Source organism: Halomonas sp. GFAJ-1 (assembly GCF_000236625.2).
GTDB lineage: Bacteria > Pseudomonadota > Gammaproteobacteria > Pseudomonadales > Halomonadaceae > Vreelandella.
Genome location: NZ_AHBC01000040.1, coordinates 62,074 through 84,719 on the forward strand (window position 1 = coordinate 62,074; position 22,646 = coordinate 84,719).

The following is a 22,646-nucleotide window of genomic DNA, read 5'->3' on the forward strand; positions in this document are numbered from 1 at the left end:
GGAGGATACTCAAATACATTGGCGTCTATCGACGAGATGCCAATGCATCTCGGTGATAATAGTGCTGCTTTGCCCGCGACCTTACAAACTACCGAAAGCTCCTTGGCTCCTTTTCAGTTTTCTACCCAGTCGTCTCTCGATGTTGATATTGATTCTGAACATCGCTACACCCTCCCAGAGCTGATTGATATTGCACAGCGTAATAGCCCCGCCACCCGCGCTGCATGGCTGCGTGCCCGTGAGGCTGAGCTGGCGATAGACGTGGTGGATTCTACACGGCTCCCTCAGTTATCAGCCAATGTGCTGGCAGGGTATGAAAGGGTTTCTCGTCCTGAGCCGGGCATTCCTGAGCTTGGGATCGGCTCAGGTCGTCTTACTGCGACAGGGTATCAGCTGTTTCCTAACCTAGCCGTAGAGTGGCTGCTGTTTGATTTTGGTGCTCGTGATGCGGCTCGCGAAGTGGCAGAGCAGACTGCTATCGCCAGCAATGTTATTTTTGATGGGGCACACCAAAAGGTAATATTTGATGTTAGCGAGGCCTACTTTCAATTAATGGCAGCTAAGTCTGAGGTGGAAATTGACCAGGAACGCCTAGAAGATGCGCAAACGTTGCGCGAAGTAGCACAAGGTCGGCTTCAAGAGGGAGTGGCTATTAGGGCTGAGGTGGCGCAGGCTCAGCAAATAGAGGCTCGGGCTCAGTTCGATCTTACGTTGGCGAACAATCGGGTAGAGCGTGCTCATGCCGCTCTCATCCATGCCATGGGGCTTCCACCGATGACAGCACTGGAAGTTGCTGATCTGTCGGGGAGAACGTTACCACGCGAGGTGCCCAGGCCGCTTGATGAACTCATAGAGACCTCTTTGGCCCAGCGCCCTGATATTCAGGCGGCTCTGGCACGCGTGCGCGCATCGCAATCAGGCATTGATCTTATAGCCGCAGGCTCTCGCCCCAAAGTAGCCGCCGTCGCTAACATTGGGCAGTTACATGGGCACGTGGAGTTGAGTGACAGCCGCTTTGGCAGCATAGGCTCGATGAATCGTCCATTGGATGAAATTCTGGCGGGCGTAGTGTTTACCATGCCGCTTTTTGATGGAGGGCGGCGTCAAGCCCAGCAGGCACAGGCGAGAATCCAGGCCGAGGCTGCCGAAGAAGATCTGCGAGAAATTCGCAGCGCCGCCGCTTACCAGATAGTTGAAGCGTATAACCTACTACATAGCAGCTTAGCGGCTTACACAGCATCTGGCCCATTGGTAGAAGCCGGACGCGAAACTTATGATACATCGCTTGGCCTTTACGAAAATGGCCTAGCAACGCTGGCAGAAGTTAGCTTAGCTAAGATTGCTTTGAACGATGCGCGTCTGATTCAGACACGTGCTTTTTCCGATACGTTTGCAGCGTCAACAGCGCTCGCCTTTGCCACAGGTCGTCTCAACCACCGCACTGCACCCGCCACCTTTTAATCCTGAATTGAAAGCTCCCTGTGTCTATCTAAACACAGGGAGCTTAAACAGACGTTTAGCCACCAAATTTTTCGTTTTCACCTAAATTTGGGGTTTCATCTTTTTTAATATTTGCTTTAGCGATCTCATAAAGCTGGAATGCTTTGCTCTCTTTTGCCTTCCAGTGCTCGCCCATTTGCACCTTGATTTCCATAAGAGCGACATCGGGGTCATCTTTACCTTCAGGGAACCAGGCAGCGATGAAAGGGTTCCAGTATTTTTCAATCAGCTCGCGGTTATCGGTCAGGCTCGCTTTGCCTGAAAGCGAAACATACACACCCTCTTCTTGGTCAGAAAAGCTGAGGCATACATCGTGATCACTCTTCGCTTCAAACACTTTTTCAGCGCTTCGGCGTGTAAAGAACCATAGCGTACCGTCATATTCATCCTGGACTAGGTGCATCGGGCGTGCGCGGGGCACCTCATTATCCAACGTCACTAACATGCCTACCTTGATATCTTTGATCATTTTCCAGATCTTCTGCTTATGTTCCGGGCTGGACATAGCGCCACACTCCTTATGAATTTGAAAATGAGTAATTGCCAAATAGGGGTGCTACTACACACCACTTGGCTAGAATTTATACCAAAGCTATTTTTTATGATTGCTTTTTGTACAAACCCTGACAACAGCGTAGCTATCATTGTCGATATCAGCAAATCGATTTGAGTTTGCCCTTAGCTCGTTGGCGCGCTGTTAGGTTTTTCAGAAGAATGTTGTGTTTAAAAGCTGCTTTTTTTACCAAACGCGGCATGTGCTCTCGTGGGTAATTCTTAAGATGAGTTAATGTGATTGGTGGGTTGTTAACAATAAAACTAATCAAGGATTCGATCATGAAATATCCACGTACCTTATTAGCTGTGGCCATCACGGCTGCTGTTACTAGCACAAGCTATGCGGCTCCGCTGCTAAGCGATCAGGCTCTGCTTGTTGATAGCCCCGAGCACATTAGTGCCAATGCCTGGGTAGAGGTCTCTCAATCTGCTTTCGAAAGTAACGTTCGTGATGTTCAGGAGTTATTGGGGGAAGAGGCTGAACTCTGCGCCATCATGAAAGCCGATGCTTATGGCCATGGCATTGCTAATTTAATGCCTTCCGTTATTGCGTTAGGTATTCCTTGCATTGGTGTCGCGAGCAATGAAGAGGCTCGTGTGGTTAGGGCCAGTGGTTTCGAAGGGCGTTTAATGCGGGTACGCAGTGCAACACCTGCTGAGATACGTGGCGCATTTGATTACGATATGGAAGAGCTATTCGGCGACATAGCTGCTGCACGTCAGGCTTCTGAGGATGCGGCTGAAGCGGGTGTTACGCTGCGCTACCATTTAGGCTTGAATGCTGGGGGCATGGGGCGTAACGGCATGGCACTTGAAAGCGAATCAGGACGCCAGGAAGCCTTAGAGCTTCAAGAGTTAGCATCGTTGGAGCTGGTGGGCATCATGACTCACTTTGCCTTTGAAGATGAGGACTTTGTTCGCCAGGGGCTAGAGGTTTTTCATGAGCAGAGTGATTGGCTAATCGAGACGGCCAACCTAGATCGTGATGGCTTAATTCTTCATGCAGCTAACTCGTTTGCCACTATGGAAGTGCCTGAAGCACGCCTTGATATGGTGCGTCCTGGCGGTCTGCTATATGGTGATTTGCCCCATTATGAACAGTTCAAGCCTGTGATGTCTTTCCGAACGCGTGTTGCATCGGTGAACGATTATGCTCAGGGCAGCGGAGTGGGGTATGACCATGTAAGGGTGTTAGAGCGTGACAGCCTGCTGGCGAACTTGCCCGTTGGCTACTCTGATGGTTATCGGCGTGTGTTCACGGATGCCGCATTCGTGCTGATCAACGGTGAGCGAGTGCCAGTATTTGGGAAAGTATCAATGAACACGACCATGGTGGACGTTACTGATATAGAAGGTGTGGCACCGGGTGATGAAGTGGTGCTCTACGGTCTCCAGGGCGAAGAGCGTATTACCATTGAAGAGCTTGAGGAGCTCAACGACGCACTATTAGCTGATCTTTATACGGTGTGGGGGAACTCCAACCCAAAAGTACTGAGACCGAGTGACCGCGATAACGAGTGATTCTGTGAATTAGGCTTCGTGCTATGAAACCACCCCGCTTAAATGAGCGGGGTGGTTGTGTTTTGGGGAAAGGTCTGGGGGAGTGTTAGAGCATCATGGCGGCTACCCACCCAAAGGCAATCAGCGGGATGTTGTAGTGCAGGAACGTTGGCACAACGCTGTCCCAGATATGGTCGTGCTGGCCATCAGCATTGAGACCGGCGGTAGGGCCAAGCGTCGAGTCGGAGGCTGGCGAGCCGGCATCGCCCAAGGCGGCTGCAGTACCTACCAGCGCCACCGTGGCGAGTTGTGAAAAGCCAAAGTTAAGCGCGAGTGGTACGTAAAGCGAGGCGATGATGGGTATCGTTGAGAACGAAGAGCCGATGCCCATCGTAATAAAGAGACCGACGAGCAGCATAATCAATGCTGCCAAGCCTTTGTTATCACCAATTATTTCCGTGGAACTACTCACCAACGCTTCAACTTCACCACTGGCCTGCATCACGCTGGCGAAGCCAGCCGCGGTAATCATAATGAACCCGACCAGGGCCATCATGCGCATGCCTTCGGTAAAGATGCCGTCCTGCTCGTGCCAACGGAAGACGCCACTCAGTGATAGCAGGGCAAAACCAAAGATACCCCCCAGCACCATTGAACCGGTGTAGAGCTGAACGGCAACAGTTCCAATGAGTGCAATTGCCAGCACAGCTTTTTGCCAGCCTTTCAGATGTTGGGCCGCTTCTGCTTGCGTCTCGTCGCCTTTGGCGAGGTCACGGTCTTGATAGTGACGGCTTTTGCGGTAGCTAAATAGCACAGCCACTGCAAGGCCAAGCGCCATCCCGCCGATAGGAATCACCATCGCCATGGGTACCATACCTCGGGTGACTTCCAGCCCAAATTCGGCACCGCTTTCGTTCAGGTTGGTCAGCAGGATGTCGTTGAGAAAGATGGCACCAAATCCCACTGGTAGAAGCATGTAGGGGGCAGTAATACCAAAGGTGATCACGCAGGCGACGAGTCGGCGGTCAAGCTCAAGGTGGTTCATCAGCTTGAGTAGTGGCGGAACCAGTACCGGGATGAAGGCAATGTGCACCGGAATCAGGTTCTGAGAGCTGACTGCTGCGGCTAGCAAGGCGGCTAGTAAGGTGTAGGTCACCATACGTCGACTGCCGCCTGAATTATCTACCTGAAAGCGCGCAATGGCGCGGCTTGCCATCACCTCGGTGATACCCGAACGTGAGAGTGCGACGGCGAAGGCACCCAGTACGGCGTAGGCCAGGGCCACGGTGGCACCGTTACCGAGGCCATCGTTAAAGGAATCAAGGATGGCATTGACGGGCATGCCCGCATAAAGCCCGCCGACCAATGTTGCGACGATTAAAGCAAAGACAACGGAAACGCGAGCCAAGCTGAGGCTGACCATCACTAAAATGGCCAAAACGATAGCATTCATGGAAGCTACTCTTGTCGTTGGAATTGAATGCGGTGAAGCCCCGCAGTCGTTCGCTGCGGGGCTGGAAAAGCCGCTTAGTGCTGGCTTGGCAGGGTGCCAGGCCGAAGCAGGTGGCTTAGTGTTCTGGCGGCTAAAAGGTCGCTGGCTGCTTCAATGTCTGGGGCAAAGAAGCGATCCTGGTCGTAATGGGTAACATGCTTACGCAGCAACTGTTTGGCTTGCTCCAGTGGCTCGGTGGTGTTTAAACCGTGGCGCATATCGAGTCCTTGGCAGGCACTGAGCCATTCGATCGCGAGAATGCCACGCACGTTGTCGGCCATTTCCCACAACCGCTTGCCAGCCGCCGGGGCCATAGAAACGTGGTCTTCCTGATTGGCCGAGGTAGGCAGGCTATCCACGCTATGCGGATGCGCTAGCGCTTTGTTTTCACTGGCAAGGGCGGCCGCCGTCACCTGGGCGATCATAAACCCGGAGTTGACGCCGCCTTTTTCGACCAGGAAGGGCGGCAGTTGGGACATGTGCTTGTCCATCATCAAGGAGATGCGTCGTTCCGCCAGCGAACCGATTTCAGCGATGGCAAGCGCCAGGTTATCGGCAGCCATGGCGACCGGCTCAGCATGGAAGTTACCACCGGAGATAATGTCGTCGGTATCTTCAAACACCAATGGGTTGTCGGATACCGCGTTGACTTCAACCGCCAGTACGTCAGCCACATGGCGAATTTGAGTCAGTGCTGCCCCCATTACCTGCGGCTGACAACGCAGGGAGTAAGGGTCCTGCACTCTATCGCAGTTGGCATGGGAGTCGCCGATGTCGCTGGTTTCGCCGAGCAGATGCCGATAAGCCGCCGCTGCGTCGATTTGGCCGCGTTGGCCACGCACTTCATGAATGCGCGCATCGAACGGCGAGCGCGAGCCTAACGTGGCTTCAACCGTCAGAGAGCCGCAGACCGTGGCGGCGGCATATAAGTCTTCGGCATCGAACAGGCCGCGTAGCGCGTAAGCGGTGGATACCTGGGTGCCGTTGAGCAGTGCCAGGCCCTCTTTGGGAGCCAGCGCAATGGGGCTAAGACCGGCGACTTTGAGCGCTTCCTCAGCGGAGAGCCATTCGCCTTTGTGGCGTGCTTTGCCTTCACCAATCAGTACTACACTCATATGTGCTAGCGGCGCTAAGTCACCAGAGGCGCCCACCGAACCCTTAAGCGGAATATGCGGGTATACCTCGGCGTTGATCAAGGCGATCAGCGCATCGAGGACTTCCCGGCGAATGCCAGAAAAGCCCCGCGCCAGACTGTTAACCTTAAGCACCATGATGAGCCGTACAAGGCTATCATCCATCGCAGCGCCAACGCCGGTGGCGTGGGAGAGCACTAGCGAGCGCTGCAGTGCTTCCAGGTCTTCATCGGCGATACGTGTTTGAGCAAGCAGCCCAAACCCAGTGTTAATGCCGTAGACCGTGCGGTTCTCGTCGACCACACGGTTGACGCAATCCACGCTTTTTTGAATGGCTTCGTCAGCACTGCTTGGCAGGCTAACCTTGACCGGTGATTGAAAGACCTGGCGCGCCTGCGCCAGTGTCATTTTGCCGGGCTGAATATCAAGGTGGGGCATGATTCGTACTCCTTGTCGTTGTTAAATTTCTAGCGGTTCAGCATCGGCAAATCGAGGCCGTTTTCACGGGCAGATTCTTTAGCGATTTCGTAGCCTGCATCGGCGTGGCGCATAACGCCGGTACCTGGATCGTTACGCAGCACGCGGCCAAGGCGTGCGTGGGCATCATCGGTGCCGTCGGCGACAATAACCACACCCGAGTGCTGGGAGTAGCCCATGCCGACACCGCCACCGTGGTGTAGCGATACCCAAGTGGCACCCCCGGCGGTGTTAAGTAGGGCATTCAACAGCGGCCAGTCGGAGACGGCGTCAGAGCCATCCATCATCGACTCGGTCTCGCGGTTGGGGCTCGCCACGGAACCGGAATCCAGGTGGTCGCGACCGATAACCACCGGTGCTTTAAGCTCGCCGTTTTTGACCATCTCGTTAAAGGCTTGGCCAAGACGAGCGCGATCTTTCAGGCCGACCCAGCAGATACGTGCCGGAAGGCCTTGGAAGCTGATGCGTTCGCGCGCCATATCTAGCCAGTTGTGCAGGTGTGGGTCGTCGGGGATCAGCTCTTTGACCTTCTGGTCGGTTTTGTAAATATCTTCCGGGTCGCCGGAAAGCGCTGCCCAGCGGAACGGGCCAATTCCCTGGCAGAATAAAGGACGGATATAGGCCGGTACAAAGCCTGGGAAGTCGAAAGCATTCTCAACCCCTTCTTCTTGAGCCATCTGACGAATATTGTTGCCATAATCGAAAGTCGGCACGCCCATTTTCTGGAAGTCGAGCATGGCTTGAACATGTACTGCCATCGACTGCTTGGCGGCTTTAACGGTGGCTTGGGGTTGTGATTTACCACGGGCGACGTACTCTTCCCAGGTCCAGCCTGCTGGCAGGTAGCCATGCAGCGGGTCATGGGCGCTGGTTTGGTCCGTTACCATATCGGGTTTTACGCCACGCTTGACCAGCTCGGGCAGCACATCTGCCGCGTTGGCACACAGGCCAATCGAGATCGCTTTGCCTTCTGCGGTGTAGCGCTCTATGCGCGCCAGTGCATCGTCCAGGTCATCGGCTTGCTCATCCAGGTAGCGTGTGCGCAGGCGGAAATCGATGCTGGTTTGCTGGCACTCGATATTGAGCGAGCAGGCACCGGCGAGGGTGGCGGCGAGAGGTTGAGCGCCGCCCATGCCGCCAAGGCCCGCAGTGAGAATCCAGCGGCCTGTCAGGTTACCATCAAAGTGCTGGCGGCCCGCCTCAACAAAGGTTTCGTAGGTGCCTTGAACAATGCCCTGGGAGCCGATGTAGATCCAAGACCCGGCGGTCATCTGGCCGTACATCATCAGGCCTTTTTTATCCAACTCGTTAAAGTGCTCCCAGTTGGCCCAGGCAGGTACCAGGTTAGAGTTGGCAATCAGCACCCGCGGGGCGTCTTTGTGGGTTTCAAATACGCCTACCGGCTTACCAGACTGAACCAGCAGGGTTTGATGATCTTCCAGGCGTTGCAACGTCTCAACAATTTTGTCGTAGCACTCCCAGTCACGCGCTGCGCGGCCAATACCGCCATATACCACCAGATCCTCTGGGCGCTCGGCCACGTCAGGGTGAAGGTTGTTCATCAGCATGCGCATGGGGGCTTCGGTCAGCCAGCTTTTACAGCTAAGCGTGCTACCGGTGGGGGCGCCAATCTTGCGAGATGCGTCGTGACGTTTGTCGTTAGGTAACATGGCGAAATTCCTCTGGTTAGTCGATTTGTTGTTGATTGCTGTAAGCAGGGCTCGCTAGGTGTCGAGCGCCAACTGAAAAACAAGCCGGGCCGCCGCGCGGGCAGTACGGCTATCGGTGTCGTGAGCTGGGTTTAGCTCGGCTAGGTCGGCTAGGCGTAGCTTGCCGCTGTCGCGGATGGCCTCGATCAGCGGTTCAATCACTGAGAGTGAGACACCTCTGGCGGCAGGAGCACTTACGCCAGGTGCTTCGGATGCAGGTAGAACATCCAGATCGATCGTTAAATAGAGGTGGTCACAGCGCACCATTAAGCGCTCCAGGTCGCGTCGAATGCTCTCCAGTTGGGCGGGCTGAAAGTCTCTATCTTCGCGAACCATCACTCCGAGTTCCGCTGCGCGGCTAAACAGAGCGCGGGTATTGGCAGCGCGGCTTACGCCTAAGCAGGCGTAGCGAAATGGCCAGCCGCGTTGGGCGCATTCATCAGCAATTTGCGCAAAGGGGGTGCCCGAAGAGCGGACGTGGGAGGGGTCCCGAAGATCGAAGTGGGCATCAAAATTGATAATGCCTATGCGCGGTGCTTTCTCACCCTTATCTGTGAGGTGTTGGGCAAGCCCCAACCAGCTGCCATAGGCCACCTCATGACCACCACCCGCGACAATGGGAAAATGATCCGCGTTGAGTAACGCACTTAAATGATCGGCAAGGTGCTGTTGTGCCGTTTCTAGTGCGTCGCCTTCGCAGCGTATATTCCCGGCATCATAAGCTGGCCCAGTACGGTGCCAGGCAAGTGGTGCCAGCGCTTTACGCAAAGCTGTCGGGCCTTTAGCTGCGCCGGTACGTCCTTGGTTGCGGGCAACCCCTGCATCACTTTCAAAACCCACCAGTGCGCAGCCCGGAATTGCCGTTTGGCTGAGTGGCTGGATCTTTTGATGCCAACGCTCGCTGTTGGCTTCAGGGTCTGTTCGGCCTTGCCAGAGTGACATGTCGATCATTGTTGCCGTTGTCTTATTAGCCGCCATGGGTCACTACTCCCTGAAGCAAACGTTGGCGCAAACGCCCCGGCTGCACTGCATAGGCGAGCTCGGCGGGGGCTTCAACATTCCAAACACACAGGTCAGCTGCTGCACCCTCGTAGATTCGCCCTTGTTCCTTCAGCCCCAGCGCGCTAGCGCCATGGGCGGTCATTCCTGCAAGCGCTTCTTGAGGCGTCATACGGAACAGTGTGCAGGCCAGGTTGAGCATTAGTGTGGGCATAAACAGCGGGGAGCTGCCGGGGTTGGCATCGGTTGCCACTGCCATGGGCACACCTGCATTGCGTAGCGCGGCGATAGGTGGTTGTTGCGTTTCACGCAGGGTGTGGAAAGCGCCGGGCAGAATGACGGCTACGCTGCCTGCCTCACGCATGGCGGCGATGCCGGCGTCATCCAGGTATTCGATATGATCAGCGGATAACGCCCCGTGGCGAGCGGCCATGGCCGTGCCACCTAGGTTGGAGAGCTGTTCAGCATGGGCCTTAATGGGGAGGCCGTGGTGCTGTGCCGCTTCGAAGACGCGTTCACACTGTGCTACGGAAAAAGCGATTTTTTCGCAGAAAACATCGACAGCATCAGCCAGACCTTCAGCCACTGCTGCGGGAATCATTTCTTGGCAGACCAGATCGATATAGCCGTCGCTATCGTTTTTGAATTCAGGGGGGAGGGCATGAGCACCCAATAGTGTGGTGACCACCCGTACAGGCAATATCTCGCCAAGCCGCCGTGCGACGCGCAGCATTTTTAGCTCGTCTTTGACGGTTAGCCCATAGCCAGACTTAATCTCCACGGTAGTGACGCCGTCGGCGATCAGGGCTTCAAGGCGCGGTTTAGCGAGCATAAGCAGGGTATCTTCGCTAGCCTCGCGGGTGGCGCGAACGGTGCTGAGAATACCGCCGCCGCGTTTAGCGATCTCTTCATAGCTTGCCCCTTCCAACCGCGCTTCGAACTCCTCTGCTCGGGAGCCCCCAAAGACAAGGTGCGTGTGGCAATCCACAAGCCCTGGGGTCATGACACCGCCGTGGCCCATCTCAATGCAGCTACTGGCGAGTTGCTCATTGAACTCAGCCATGGGCGACAAGGAGATTATGTGCGCTCCCTCGGTGATAACGGCCATGCGGCCGGGCAGTGTCCACACGCCATCGAAGACGCTGATGTCGCGCCAGAGACGACGATTCGTTGCATTCGCCATAGGGAGCTCCTCTCAAGAAATCTTATTTCAAATGCATAATGTATATACAATTAAGGTCAATTGAAGTGAATTCGTCAAGGTGCCTAAAAATAAGAAAATGGAGAGCGGTCAAGCGAAAGATCAGGAGTTTTTGTTCTTTCCAATAAAATCAATTGTTTAATTTATTTATGTGGTTTGGGACTAAATTTTAGCACATAAAGAATTAGACTAATGTCTAGTCTTTATAGGAGGCGGGGGTTCGGTCGTTTCCTTAATGTATATACATTTGTGCGTCGCGCAAGTCGTCAATACCTGCACCGGGGGTTTTATGAGGCTTGGCGATGTACCGAGGAGCGCAGCTTGTACCGGTTGCCTGGGTGCAGTAAGCGGGCATAGCTGATGAGCTGCTCACCGGACCACGTTCGCCGGATCATGCTCAGGCAGGGGGTTGAGGTATCGATAGCGAGCCATTCGGCGGTTTGCTGATCAACGAGCACGGCTTCAACGATGTGCTCTACGTCAGTGATTGGGCAGGCCGCTACCAATATTTCGTTGGGTGTATGTACCGAAAAATCACTCTTTAAATAATTGGGTACCCAGCGGGGGTTAACATAGCGGTTTTCAAGCTGAATGGGCGTGTCGTTTTCCAAGTGCACCAACAGTGTTTGAAACACGCGACTGCCAAGACGCACGCCCAGGCGCAAAGCGATTTCGTCATCAGCTTTAATGGCTTCGCAGAGCAACACGATGCTGCTGTAATGATGCCCTCGGGAGCGTACTTCATCGGCAATGTTGTACACCTCAACCAGAGATGACTCTGCTTTGCGATCTGTTACAAAAGTGCCCAGCCCAGGTTGGCGGGTTAGGTAGCCTTTTTGGACGAGATCACGAATCGCTTTATTGGCCGTCATTCGGCTTACCCCAAAATCTCGGGCAAGCTGCTCTTCGGGTGGGATCTGGTGGTGCGCAGGCCAGGCACCGCCCTGGATTTTCTCTAGCAGGTGCTGCTGTATTTGCAGATAAAGTGGGGGAGCGCTGGTCATGAAGTGCCTTTCAAATGAATCTATTGTCTAACCATATCCAGTGTACCTTGTGCGATAGCTAAGGGCATCAACTCGACACTTACTGGGGCGTTATCTCAGCGAGGAGATAGTAAGACTGGCGTCTAACAACCGCTTGTTATCCTTGCTAGTCTTGAATGAATGTCTCAACAACAACGAGCGAATACGATGCACGTTCATGAGTATCAACAGTACGATGCCACCGGCCTCGCTGAGCTGATTCGTGGTGGTGAGGTTAGCTCAAAAGAGGTGTTCGAAGCGGCGATGAGTGCGATTACAGCGCTAAATCCTACGCTGCATGGGGTGGTGAGAGCGCGTTTTGAGCGAGCCAGCCAGGAGCTGTTGAACGTTACTGAGAAGTCCCCTTTTGCTGGCGTTCCCACGTTAAGCAAAGACCTATTGATGGCGCTTGAAGGGGAGCCGCTCGCTTTTGGCAGCGCCGCCCTAGCCAACTGGCGCCCTAAAGAGGATTCGCTACTGATTAAGCGCGTGCGAGAGGCCGGTTTGGTGGTGATGGGGCAGACCGCAACCCCAGAGCTTGGGCTAATGGGCATCACCGAACCAAAGGCGTTTCCACATCCACAAAACCCGTGGCGGGAGGGGTACTCCCCCGGCGGTTCAAGCGGTGGTGCCGCCGCGGCGGTAGCCAGTGGCATGGTGCCCATTGCGCTAGCGGGGGATGGCGGTGGCTCTATTCGCATTCCCGCCAGTTACTGTGGCCTGTTTGGTTTTAAACCTTCCCGTGGCCGGGTGCCACTCGCGCCTGCCCACGGTGAGGTGTGGCAAGGGGCGGTGGTTGAGCATGCGCTGACGCGTAGCGTGCGGGATAGCGCGGCGCTGTTAGAGCATATTAATGGCATGGCGCCCTCTGGGCCGTACCCCACTCCCCGTGAGACGGGCTATGTGGCTGCGTTATCGTCTTCCAGCAAGCCGCTGCGTATCGCTGTGTCGCTAGGCGGTTTTTTGAGTCGCGGCCTTGGCACCCAGGTAAGTGCGGAGGTGACAGCCGCCGTTGAGAAAGCTGCCCATGCGTTGGCCGCCATGGGGCATGAGGTAGAGTGGTGCGACCCGCCGGTTGAGGGTGATGCCCTGGCGGACAGCTATTTAACGCTCTATTTAGGCCACCTAGCCGCAGACCTGCATTGGGTGAGCCAGCAAACGGGAGTGCCGGTGCATCGGCTAGCCATTGAGCCTTCCACCCGAGCTGTCGGTAGGCTGGGAGCCAAGCTTTCTGCAAGAGATTATGAGCTTGCCAAGCGTTACTGGCATTTGGCTGCTGAGCAGATGAGTCACTTTCACCAGCGCTTTGATGCGTTGGTTATGCCGGTGGCTGCAGATACCGCCCCTAAAATGGGTGAGCTATATCCGACTGCCGCCCGCGAGCGGTTAATGGCGCTGTTAGCCATACCCGGGGTGCCTTCATTGGCACTAAAAGCGGGCATGTTAAAACGCTTAGCGGTGGATGCGCTTCGCCGGACCCCGTTTACACAACTGGCTAACCTTACCGGCCAGCCGGCGATGTCTGTGCCTTTTCATGTGGCAGCTAATGGCTTGCCCGTTGGTGTGCAAGTGGTGGGGCGCCTTGGGGAGGATAAACAGCTGTTTCAGCTAGCGGCCGCCATGGAGCAACATGACGATTGGCAATGCCGTATTAGCCCGCAAGCGTTTGGCGTTTAAGCAGGGTAAACTACGCGGCTTTGAAACAACGCTTGGCGCTCTGCATGAACCCCACAGATACACCTATAAGCTACGAGTTAACGTCGGCGGGAGATCGCTACTTCGATGGCTTAGTCGATAAGTTCTCGCGCTCACTTTATCAAGCACCCCGGGGCGAGCTGCGCTTGGCTATGCTGGATTACTTACTGCCCGATATGCTGACGCTAAACGCGCAGCCTGTGCTTGATGTAGGCGGCGGCTTGGGGCAGCTTTCAGCGTGGTTTGCCGAGCGTGGGCACGCGGTGACCATGGCAGAGCCTTCCCTGGATATGCTAGCTCATGCAAGCGTTTGGCATGCTGAGCGTATTGCCGCAGGCGCCATGCTGCCCGAACAGCTTGATTACCTGTCGGCGCCGCTTCAAGCATTGCCCCAGCAAGCCCCAGGGCCATGGCCGCTGATTACTTGCCACGCAGTGCTTGAGTGGTTGGGAGAGCCTCGGCAGGCCATGCAAACCCTCGCTAGCCTCTTAGCCCCTGGCGGGCAGTTAAGCCTAATGGTGTTTAACCGCGATGCGCTGCGTTTTTCTAACGTGGTGAAGGGCAACCTGCAAAAAGCATTCAGTGACCAGTTGGAAGGTAAGGGCAAGCGGCAGCGCTTAACACCGATTTCCCCGGTTACCCATGATGAAATATGCCAGTGGGGATCGGAGAACGGCTTAATCATGGATAGCGTTGCAGGGGTACGTATCTTTCAAGACTACCTACGCCAGCCCCCTGGCAAAGAGAGTGAGCAGGCATCGCTGCTGGCGCTAGAAAAGCAGTATTGTCGCCAAGACCCTCACTGGCGGCTAGGCCGCTATCTACTTTATACCTTCACCAAACCCGAGGCTGACCAATGAGTGCTCAACTGCCCGCTTGCCAACTCCTTGAACGTTATTATGGGCAGGCAGCCCAGCTTTGGCCGATTGCCCCCCCGGAAGACCCTTGGCTGATCGATCGCTCCAAAGCGATGGTGAGCGATAATGTGGCGCTGCGTGGACAGTGGGAAGGCCGCGATAAAGCCGCCGTTAGCCCGTTCGATGTGCCTTTTATTCAGCAGGCTGGGCAGGTGGTACTATTTTGGCCAAAAGCCCACCAGTTGGGGATCTGGTGGCTTGAGTGGCTGTGCCGCATGCTGCCTGAAAATACACCGATTGACGTGGTGGGTGAACACCAGGGCGGTATCAAGCGCGTGCCAAAAATACTGAGCGGGCTGGGGATGCGCTGCGACAAGCTGGATAACGCTCGGCGTTGCTCTTTGTTTGCTACCCGGACCGTGGCTATTGAAAATCCTGACAGCGCATGGCAACGCTTTGAAGCATTGTCGCTGACGCTGATGAGCCATCCTGGTGTGTTTGGTCATGGCAAAGTGGATGAAGGAACCCAGCTACTGCTGCACGCTGTAGAAACAGCCCTAGAGCCCCTGCCCCCAAAAGCATTAAAGGTGCTGGATATGGGCTGTGGCGATGGCATTTTGAGTGCGTGGCTAGCGGCCCGTGGCCATGAAGTTACCGCCGTGGATGTAAGCGCTTTTGCAGTAGAAGCCTGCCGCCGAACGCTAGCGGCTAACCACCTTAGCGGCCAGGTATTGGAAAGTGATGTTTACTCGGCGCTTGAAGGGCAGCGTTTTGACCTGATTGTGAGTAATCCACCGTTTCACCAAGAGCGCGAGATTAGTTATGGATCCAGTGCGCGGTTGATAGAAGAGGCGCCTAATCATTTAACCGGTAAAGGGCAGCTGGTGTTAGTGGCCAATGCGTTTTTACCTTATCCCGGCCTGCTTGAGCGCACGTTTGGCAGCTTCGAAACGCTGGCGGATAATCGACGCTTTCGGGTTTACCGTGCCAAGCCGGAAGACAGTAGCAAAACCAGCGTTCAGGCGTCCAAAAAACGGCGCTGAACGCAGATTAAGCTTTGCCAGTGTAGCGAATGGCGGTAATGGTGTAGAGCGTTTCGCCGTTGGGCGTAAGCACCGTTACGTCGTCGCCTACCTCTTTGCCTAGCAGCGCTTTGGCCATGGGGGCATCGATACTGATCCAGCGTTTTTTAGTATCGATTTCATCGTGGCCAACAATCCGAATGGAGAGTGCTTCGCCTTCCTCATCTTCCAAATCTACAAAGGCACCAAAAAACACCTTATCGGTGTTGGCCGGTAACCTATCAACGACCTGCAGCTCATCCAAACGATTGGTTAAGTAGCTAATCCGCGCAATAACGCGATTTAACTCTTTTTTGTTGTAGGTGTAATCCGCGTTCTCGCTACGGTCGCCCTGGGCGGCGGCCTCGCCTACCTTGGCCGATATTTCTGGCCGCTTCACCCGGGACAGGTGATCTAAAATGCTGCGCAGGCGGGCAGCGCCTTCGGCGGTAATTAAATTGCTTTTGGGCGCTTGGCGCGGATCTTTAGCTGGGTCGCGCCAGCGCGTCATATTGCGGCCTTTCATCGGTTTTCTTCGCCTTGAACAAAATGACTAGCTTACGCTAAGGGCGCTCACTATCACATAGCCGATGATCTACTGGCGAATCATTCAAACGTTCGTTACATTGTGAGGGGAAGCTATTCCAGTCATCCATGTATAAAAATAATCTAGGAGCTTTTAATGCGTACACACCCTTTTTCTCGCTTACTGATCGCTGCTGCCCTAGGCAGTACCCTGGCCTTAGCGCCGTTAACTGCGTCGGCCTATGACGGTGAACTGTTCTCACTGAAAAATCGTTGGGAAAACACCGTGACTGATATGCCGGCGAATCAGCGCGAAGGCACACTAAGAGCGCTGGCAAGCGAAGCCGAAAACCTTGCGAGCCAGCACCCAAATGAAGCTGAAGTGCTGATTTGGCAGGGTATTGTGCTGGCTTCCTATGCCCGTGAGCGTGGCGGTCTAGGCGCGTTAGGCACCGCTGGCGATGCCCGTGATGTGTTAGAGCGAGCAATTGAGATCGACCCGCAGGGTGGCAATGGCTCGGCGTATGTAACCCTTGGTGCCCTGTATGATCGCGCGCCGGGTCGCCCGCTAGGGTTCGGCAATAGCAATACTGCTGAGCGCATGTTTCAGCGAGCGTTAGAGATCCGCCCTGACGGTATTGACGTTAACTACTACTATGCGGCGTTCTTAAAAGAAGAGGGCAACACACAAGCCGCCCGCGAGCATGCTGAACGCGCTGTCAACGGTACCGCGCGTGATAGCCGCCAAGCATCTGATGAAGCACTGCGCCAAGATGCAGAGGCACTGCTGCAAATGCTATAGTTTTAGAGGTTTTTTTAAGTCAGCTTTTCAAGATGGTTTTTCTAGCCAGTTTTTCTAGCCAGTTATAGCGGCATTGGCATTCCCGGTGGTGAGCATTGATAATAGATCGATTGTTATCATCGGGAGTGCTTCATGGTGAATAGTTCGAACCCCTCGGCACCGCCTCAACTTGGCCGTAGCGACGTTGAGCTTCTTAAGCGCGATACTCTCTATCAAGGTTTCTTCCGCCTGGAAGCACTGGAACTGCGCCATCGTCTGTTTGAAGGGGGCTGGAGCGGCACCATGCGCCGTGAAGTGCATAATCGCCATGATGCGGTAGGCGTTCTGCTGTATGACCCCGTTAAAGATGCTCTGGTGCTGATTGAGCAGTTTCGTGCAGGGGCCATTGATGACCCGCTTTCTCCTTGGAAATTAGAACTGGTGGCCGGGCTTGCGGATAAGGATGAACCGCTTGAAGAGGTCGCCCGCCGAGAAGCGCTGGAAGAAGCGGGATGCCACGTTGGCCAGATCACTAAGCTGCACACCTACTACCCAAGCCCCGGCGCCTGTAACGAGCGGGTGACGCTCTTTTGCGGGCTGATCGATAGCCAAGGGCTGGGCGGTATTCATGGATTGGATGAAGAGCACGAAGATATTCGTGTTCATGTCGTTAATTATCCCACTGTATGGGAACTCCTGGAGCAGGGAAGGCTCGACAACGCCATGTGTTTGATTGCGCTTTACTGGTTAGCAGGGCAGCGCGCGTCGCTGCGCGCGGCCTCTCATCGCGCTGTATTGCCAAACACAGATGCCAAGCGAACCTGATTAAGGAGTGAGCATGGCCAGAGCTGCCTATGTCACCGATTTAAAATCTCTGCAGGGTGAGTGTAGCGCTAATTACCTGCGCTTGATTCGTCTGGTAGGGGATATGGAGTGTGGCCAGCAGCGCGATATTGCGCTGCATGGCGACGACCAGCACTTTGGCGATCTACATCTGACCATTGTGCAGCAGGCCCCCTATACCACCATGATAGAAGTTTCCCAGAGCGGCCCTCTGGATGCGGTGATTGAAGGGCCGCGGATGCGCGTCCACCTCTACCATGACGTGCGTATGGCCGAGGTGACGGACTTTCAGCGCGAGCGTCACTTCAGCGGCCGCTACCGTTACCCCAATGCCAAAATGCACCAACCCGATGAAAAGCTGCAGCTCAACCGTTTTTTGGGCGAGTGGTTAGCCCACGGTTTGGCCCATGGCCACGCCTATGATGTGCCGGAGACACCTTAAATGCGGTTGGTGCAAATTACCGATGCTCACTTACATGCCGATAAAGAAGCACGCTCTAGAGCCGGTGTGCCTTGGCGACAATTTCAGCAGGTGCTTGAGCGCGTCATCGCCGAGCGGCCCGACATCGTCGTGTTCACCGGTGATGTCAGCCAGGATGAAACCTCTGCCTCTTACTCGCTGGCCTGTCAGGCACTGGCTACGCTGCCTTGCCCATGGTTCTGGATTCCTGGCAATCACGATCAGCCTGAGCTGATGCTGGCGGAACATCCGCTGCTTGAAGAAGTGGATCTAGAGCAGTGGCGCCTACTGCTGCTAAACACTCGGGTTGAGGGGCAGCCATACGGTAGGCTAGGCAGCGAGCAGCTCTCCACCCTTGCCGCACAGCTTGAATTCGACGACAGGCCGACGCTAATTGCGATGCATCATCCGCCAGTAGCCGTGGGGGCAGCGTGGATGGACGCCATTGGTTTGCAAGACCGTGATGCCTTTTGGCAAGTGTTAAGTGCCTACCCCCAGGTAAAGATAGTGCTATTTGGTCATGCCCATCAGGCCTATGCACAGAAGCATAGCGTGGCGGGAGCGGACATCGGCGTGTATGGCTGCCCAGCCATGGCGGATCAGTTTATGCCCAGTGCTGAAAGCTTCGCGATTGATGAAGCCTCTCGGCCTGGCTATCGCGTTATCGATTTACAAGGCAGCGAATGGCAGACTTGGGTAGAGCGCGTAAGTTATTAGCCGCTTCCCAGCGTTGACTGCCGTAGATACGGAACAAGAAATGAAAACCTTCATTTTCATAGTGGGCTTATTACTGATAATTACTGGCTGTGCTTCCAGCTATCCTCTAGGGATGAGCGAAGAGGAGTGGCAAGCACTTTCACCTGAGCGGCAGTTGCAAATACGTGAGCAGCAAGCAGCATTAGATATGCGCAAGGCTGAAGAGCGCCGCGCCGCCGCAGCAGCTCGACAGGCAATCGCAGAGGCAGAGGCGCTAGCCTTAAGAAGTGCGCTACAAAATGCTGCTTATGGTCAGCGTATCCAGTGCGTTTTTGAGGGACACGCATATTTTGGCCGTGACTGGCAACCCATTGAGCCAGTGGCTTTTGATGCAGTAGTGGGACACACCATTGATGTTCCTCTGGTGTCAGTAAGCACTTACCGCAACCGGCAGGGGTATGCGCGCTTTGATGGTCAGCGCGCTCAACTATGTCGCCGAGACCCCGCCTTATACGGTTCTAATAACCGCTGCGCTACGCTAGCCGGGACTCAGCGTCAGTTAGGGCGCGGTGTTGCCAGAGATATTTTCGCTGACGACTTTGTCCGTGGGCGCATGTCATGTGACCTTCCTCCTAGAGGAACGTGGTAAAGCAGATTCTCTGGTGCAGACAGTTTTATTTTTTTGGTTATAAAAAGATAGTTATTAATTCTTTTGGGTTATTATTGGCCCAGCGTTACCCTACTCATCATTAGCCACCCCTGGGTAATACCCAGTGTGACGGCAAACAGTGTTTGCACATGCAAGCTTCGTTTTGTGAGGGAGTAGGTAATGAACCAGTTTTCTGCGCCGTCGACGGTTCGGCAAGAGGTGCCCGGCGTACCTGATGCCGCGCGTTTGACCCACTTAAAGCAGCTAGAAGCTGAATCGATCCACATTATCCGGGAAGTGGCCGCCGAGTTTAGCAACCCGGTCATGATGTACTCTATCGGTAAAGACTCCTCGGTCATGCTCCATCTGGCTCGCAAAGCGTTCTACCCCGGCACGCCGCCGTTTCCGCTGATGCATGTCGACACCACCTGGAAATTTCGGGAAATGATCGAGTTTCGCAACCGCATGGCAGAAGAAGCGGGGATGGAACTGATTGTGCATACCAACGAAGAGGGGCGGGCGGCCAATATCAACCCCTTCGATCATGGTAGCGCCAAGTACACCGACATTATGAAGACCCAGGCGCTGAAACAAGCCCTGGATAAGTACGGCTTTGATGCGGCCTTCGGCGGCGCCCGCCGTGATGAAGAGGCGTCTCGCGCCAAAGAGCGCGTTTACTCTTTCCGCGATAAATACCACCGCTGGGACCCGAAAAATCAGCGCCCTGAGCTCTGGAATGTGTACAACGCCAAGGTCAATAAAGGTGAGTCTATCCGCGTGTTCCCGCTCTCTAACTGGACCGAGTTGGACATCTGGCAGTACATCTACCTTGAGTCGATTCCTATCGTGCCACTCTACTACGCCGCCAAGCGCCCGGTGGTGGAGCGTGACGGTATGCAAGTAATGGTCGATGATGACCGCCTACCCCTCGAGCCAGATGAAGTGCCGGAAGAGAAGTTTGTTCGGTTTAGGACATTAGGTTGCTACCCGCTGACCGGTGCAGTGGAGTCTGAAGCAGCTACCTTGCCGGAAATTATTCAAGAGATGCTGTTGACCAAAACCAGCGAGCGCAGCGGCCGGGCCATTGATCGTGATCAGGTAGGCTCGATGGAGAAGAAAAAACGTGAGGGGTACTTTTAATGGCTCACCAGTCCAATTTAATCGCGGATAATATCGAGCAGTACCTGCACGAGCATGAAAACAAAGATTTGCTGCGTTTTATCACCTGCGGCAGCGTTGATGATGGCAAGTCCACGTTGATTGGTCGATTGCTCCACGACTCGAAAATGATCTTTGAAGATCAGCTGGCGGCAATCACTCAAGCGTCCAAAACCAGCGGCACCACCGGCGATACGGTGGACTTGGCGCTATTGGTAGATGGCCTGCAGTCTGAGCGTGAGCAGGGCATTACCATTGATGTCGCCTACCGTTTTTTCTCGACGGATAAGCGTAAGTTCATTATTGCCGATACCCCAGGGCACGAGCAGTACACCCGTAATATGGCCACAGGTGCTTCTACTGCGAGCCTGGCGATTATTCTGATTGATGCCCGTTATGGCGTGCAGACCCAAACCCGACGCCATAGCTTTATTGCTGACTTGCTGGGTATCCAGCATTTGGTGATTGCGGTCAATAAGATGGATTTGGTGGGCTTTTCTGAGGCGCGCTTTAATGAAATCGTTGCCGAGTACCGCGAATTTGCCACTAACCTGAGTGCGCCGGACATCCGCTTTGTGCCGATGTCGGCCCTTAACGGCGACAACGTGGTAAATCAAAGCGAACAAACGCCCTGGTATTTTGATGCGAGTACTGATGAACGCTACGAAGGTAAAACGCTCATCGAAATGCTGGAAAGCGTGGAAATTAGCCGCGACCAAAACCTCACGGATCTAAGGCTGCCAGTGCAGTACGTTAACCGCCCGAACCTAGATTTTCGCGGTTATTGCGGCACCTTGGCGGCGGGCGTCGTGCGCCCTGGGCAGTTAGTGAAGGTGCTGCCATCGGGTAAAACATCGCGCGTCGCCCGTGTGGTGACCTTTGATGGTGACCTAGAGGCTGCCTACCCAGGGCAGGCGATCACCGTCACCTTAGAGGATGAAATTGACATTTCCCGTGGGGATTGGATTGTCAGCGCAGACGCTGAGCTGCCGCTTTCCAATGCGTTCAACGCCGACATTGTCTGGATGCATGAAGAGACGCTCACCCCCGGCAAGCTTTATGACTTTAAGCTTGCCACCCGTGATCTTTCGGGTCAGGTAAGCGCGATTGAGTACCAGATCGATGTCAATACGCTGGAAAAGCACACCACCGATGCGCTGGGCTTAAACGCCATTGCCCGCTGCGAGGTCGAGCTGACCGCCGCAATTCCAGTTGATAACTACCGCACCAGCCCCGGTACGGGCAGCTTTATAATCATTGATCGGCTAAGTAACGTGACCGTCGGTGCAGGCATGATTCGTAGTGCGGCCAATGCCCGTGAGCAAGCTAACGCTACCGATTGGGTCGCTTTTGAGCGGGATTTGAATGCCCTGGTGCGCAAGCACTTTCCCCATTGGGAAGCGAAGGATATCCGCGACCTACTTCGTTAGCGCGTTGCCGTAAAGCAATAGACAGCAGCAACAAAAAGCCGCCTTGATCACTGCGATCAAGGCGGCTTTTGCGTACTGGCAGGGGTTACTCCGCGTTAGGGAGGAACAGCTGCTGTCCGCCAACGGTAAAGTCTGCGATGGCCTGTTGTCCTTCGACAGATACCAGCCATTGGTGCCACTGAGCCGCTAAATCATGTTTTAAGTGGGGGTATTGCTCTTCAGATAGCATTAGGCTGCCATACTGATTAAACAGCGCACTGTCCCCTTCAAACAGCAACGCTAAGTCCTGTGGATTCTGAAAGGCCGCCCAGGTCGCACGATCAGTGAACGTGTAGGCGTTCATGCCGGCTGCGGTGTTCAGCGTCGGCCCCATGCCGCTACCCAGCTCACGGTACCATTTACCCTGTGGAGTAACGCCTGCGTCTTCCCATAGCCGCTGCTCGGCACGGTTTGTGCCGCTGTCATCACCCCGAGAGGCAAAGGGTGAGTTGCTTGCTGCAATCCGTGCTAATGCATCGGCTACGCGCTCGCTTTCTGTAATCTCCGCTGGATCGTCGTTTGGCCCTACAATCACAAAGTCGTTATACATGACGTCCAGGCGCTCGCTGGCATAACCAGCGGCGATAAACTGCGCTTCCCCAGCCGAGTCATGTACCAGCAGGCTGTCGGCATCGCCTCGCCGGGCAATTTCAAACGCTTGGCCAGTGCCTACCGCGACTACGCGCACTTCAATGCCGGTCTGTTCGGTAAACACCGGAATAATCGCGCTAAACAGGCCTGAATTTTCGGTGGAGGTGGTAGAAGCGAGGGTGATGAAGTCATCTGCGGCAAGTAGTGATGCGCTCCACGAGAGCCCTAACAAGCTAGCGATAACCGCTGTGGGTGTTTGCATGGGGTGGCTCC

At 54.9% G+C, this 22,646-nt stretch carries 21 protein-coding genes; 12 read left to right on the forward strand and 9 right to left on the reverse strand.

The window, feature by feature from the left end; all coding sequences use genetic code 11:
- Positions 1-42 precede the first annotated feature (42 nt).
- Entirely contained in the window at positions 43-1,461 is a 1,419-nt protein-coding gene (locus MOY_RS11470; RefSeq protein ID WP_009099861.1) for a TolC family protein, read from the forward strand.
- A 55-nt stretch (positions 1,462-1,516) separates the two neighbouring features.
- Here the strand turns inward: MOY_RS11470 and MOY_RS11475 are convergent, their stop codons facing one another.
- On the reverse strand, positions 1,517-2,005 hold the full coding sequence (locus MOY_RS11475) for a pyridoxamine 5'-phosphate oxidase family protein (RefSeq protein ID WP_009099863.1): 489 nt from the start codon (positions 2,003-2,005) through the stop codon (positions 1,517-1,519).
- Positions 2,006-2,334: 329 nt separating this feature from the next.
- On the opposite strand from MOY_RS11475, the gene alr reads away from it, so the two are divergent.
- Positions 2,335-3,576: an alanine racemase gene (gene alr, locus MOY_RS11480; protein WP_009099864.1), complete on the forward strand. Its 1,242-nt coding sequence runs from the start codon at positions 2,335-2,337 to the stop codon at positions 3,574-3,576.
- A gap of 85 nt (positions 3,577-3,661) precedes the next feature.
- Here the strand turns inward: alr and MOY_RS11485 are convergent, their stop codons facing one another.
- The 6 genes from MOY_RS11485 to hutC form a co-directional block, all read right to left on the reverse strand.
- Positions 3,662-5,008, reverse strand: coding sequence for a Na+/H+ antiporter family protein (locus MOY_RS11485; RefSeq protein WP_009099867.1), 1,347 nt, complete (start codon positions 5,006-5,008; stop codon positions 3,662-3,664).
- Positions 5,009-5,082: 74 nt separating this feature from the next.
- Positions 5,083-6,618, reverse strand: coding sequence for a histidine ammonia-lyase (gene hutH, locus MOY_RS11490; protein WP_009099869.1), 1,536 nt, complete (start codon positions 6,616-6,618; stop codon positions 5,083-5,085).
- Positions 6,619-6,647: 29 nt separating this feature from the next.
- Entirely contained in the window at positions 6,648-8,327 is a 1,680-nt protein-coding gene (gene hutU / locus MOY_RS11495) for a urocanate hydratase (protein WP_009099871.1), read from the reverse strand.
- 54 nt (positions 8,328-8,381) lie between these two features.
- Complete coding sequence (gene hutG, locus MOY_RS11500) at positions 8,382-9,344, reverse strand: formimidoylglutamase (RefSeq protein WP_009099873.1); 963 nt, start codon at positions 9,342-9,344, stop codon at positions 8,382-8,384.
- Positions 9,334-10,548 (reverse strand): imidazolonepropionase, encoded by a 1,215-nt coding sequence (gene hutI, locus MOY_RS11505; protein WP_009099874.1) that lies wholly within the window; start codon positions 10,546-10,548, stop codon positions 9,334-9,336. Before hutI ends, hutG begins: the two co-directional genes overlap by 11 nt.
- Before the next feature lie 305 nt (positions 10,549-10,853).
- Positions 10,854-11,570 (reverse strand): histidine utilization repressor, encoded by a 717-nt coding sequence (gene hutC, locus MOY_RS11510; RefSeq protein ID WP_009099875.1) that lies wholly within the window; start codon positions 11,568-11,570, stop codon positions 10,854-10,856.
- 186 nt (positions 11,571-11,756) lie between these two features.
- Between hutC and MOY_RS11515 the strand changes: the two genes are divergently transcribed.
- From MOY_RS11515 to MOY_RS11525, 3 genes are read left to right on the forward strand one after another with little or no spacing between them, the layout of a single operon-like run.
- Positions 11,757-13,265, forward strand: a complete 1,509-nt coding sequence (locus tag MOY_RS11515; RefSeq protein ID WP_009099876.1) for an amidase — start codon at positions 11,757-11,759, stop codon at positions 13,263-13,265.
- 44 nt (positions 13,266-13,309) lie between these two features.
- Positions 13,310-14,143, forward strand: coding sequence for a methyltransferase domain-containing protein (locus tag MOY_RS11520; RefSeq protein ID WP_009099877.1), 834 nt, complete (start codon positions 13,310-13,312; stop codon positions 14,141-14,143).
- On the forward strand, positions 14,140-15,183 hold the full coding sequence (locus MOY_RS11525; RefSeq protein ID WP_009099878.1) for a methyltransferase: 1,044 nt from the start codon (positions 14,140-14,142) through the stop codon (positions 15,181-15,183). The genes MOY_RS11520 and MOY_RS11525 overlap by 4 nt, the downstream gene beginning before the upstream one ends.
- 7 nt (positions 15,184-15,190) lie before the next feature.
- On the opposite strand, the gene greB is transcribed toward MOY_RS11525, so the two are convergent.
- The gene (gene greB / locus MOY_RS11530) at positions 15,191-15,727 is read right to left on the reverse strand and encodes a transcription elongation factor GreB (protein ID WP_009099880.1); all 537 of its coding nucleotides are present in this window, start codon (positions 15,725-15,727) and stop codon (positions 15,191-15,193) included.
- A gap of 156 nt (positions 15,728-15,883) precedes the next feature.
- Between greB and MOY_RS11535 the strand changes: the two genes are divergently transcribed.
- The 7 genes from MOY_RS11535 to cysN all read left to right on the forward strand — a co-directional run bounded on the left by MOY_RS11535 (position 15,884) and on the right by cysN (position 21,743).
- Positions 15,884-16,528 carry a hypothetical protein gene (locus MOY_RS11535; RefSeq protein ID WP_009099882.1) on the forward strand — a complete coding sequence of 215 codons (645 nt, stop codon included), beginning with the start codon at positions 15,884-15,886 and terminating at the stop codon, positions 16,526-16,528.
- Positions 16,529-16,660: 132 nt separating this feature from the next.
- Positions 16,661-17,332, forward strand: coding sequence for an NUDIX domain-containing protein (locus tag MOY_RS11540; RefSeq protein WP_009099883.1), 672 nt, complete (start codon positions 16,661-16,663; stop codon positions 17,330-17,332).
- A 13-nt stretch (positions 17,333-17,345) separates the two neighbouring features.
- Positions 17,346-17,792 carry a DUF1249 domain-containing protein gene (locus MOY_RS11545; protein ID WP_009099884.1) on the forward strand — a complete coding sequence of 149 codons (447 nt, stop codon included), beginning with the start codon at positions 17,346-17,348 and terminating at the stop codon, positions 17,790-17,792.
- Positions 17,793-18,527, forward strand: coding sequence for a phosphodiesterase (locus MOY_RS11550; RefSeq protein WP_009099885.1), 735 nt, complete (start codon positions 17,793-17,795; stop codon positions 18,525-18,527).
- A 40-nt stretch (positions 18,528-18,567) separates the two neighbouring features.
- Positions 18,568-19,155, forward strand: a complete 588-nt coding sequence (locus tag MOY_RS16725) for a hypothetical protein (protein WP_009099886.1) — start codon at positions 18,568-18,570, stop codon at positions 19,153-19,155.
- Positions 19,156-19,335: 180 nt separating this feature from the next.
- Positions 19,336-20,295, forward strand: a complete 960-nt coding sequence (cysD, locus tag MOY_RS11560) for a sulfate adenylyltransferase subunit CysD (protein WP_009099887.1) — start codon at positions 19,336-19,338, stop codon at positions 20,293-20,295.
- Positions 20,295-21,743: a sulfate adenylyltransferase subunit CysN gene (gene cysN, locus MOY_RS11565; RefSeq protein WP_009099889.1), complete on the forward strand. Its 1,449-nt coding sequence runs from the start codon at positions 20,295-20,297 to the stop codon at positions 21,741-21,743. The genes cysD and cysN overlap by 1 nt, the downstream gene beginning before the upstream one ends.
- 85 nt (positions 21,744-21,828) lie before the next feature.
- Here the strand turns inward: cysN and MOY_RS11570 are convergent, their stop codons facing one another.
- Entirely contained in the window at positions 21,829-22,635 is an 807-nt protein-coding gene (locus MOY_RS11570) for a substrate-binding domain-containing protein (protein ID WP_009099890.1), read from the reverse strand.
- Between the last annotated feature and the right edge of the window lie 11 nt (positions 22,636-22,646).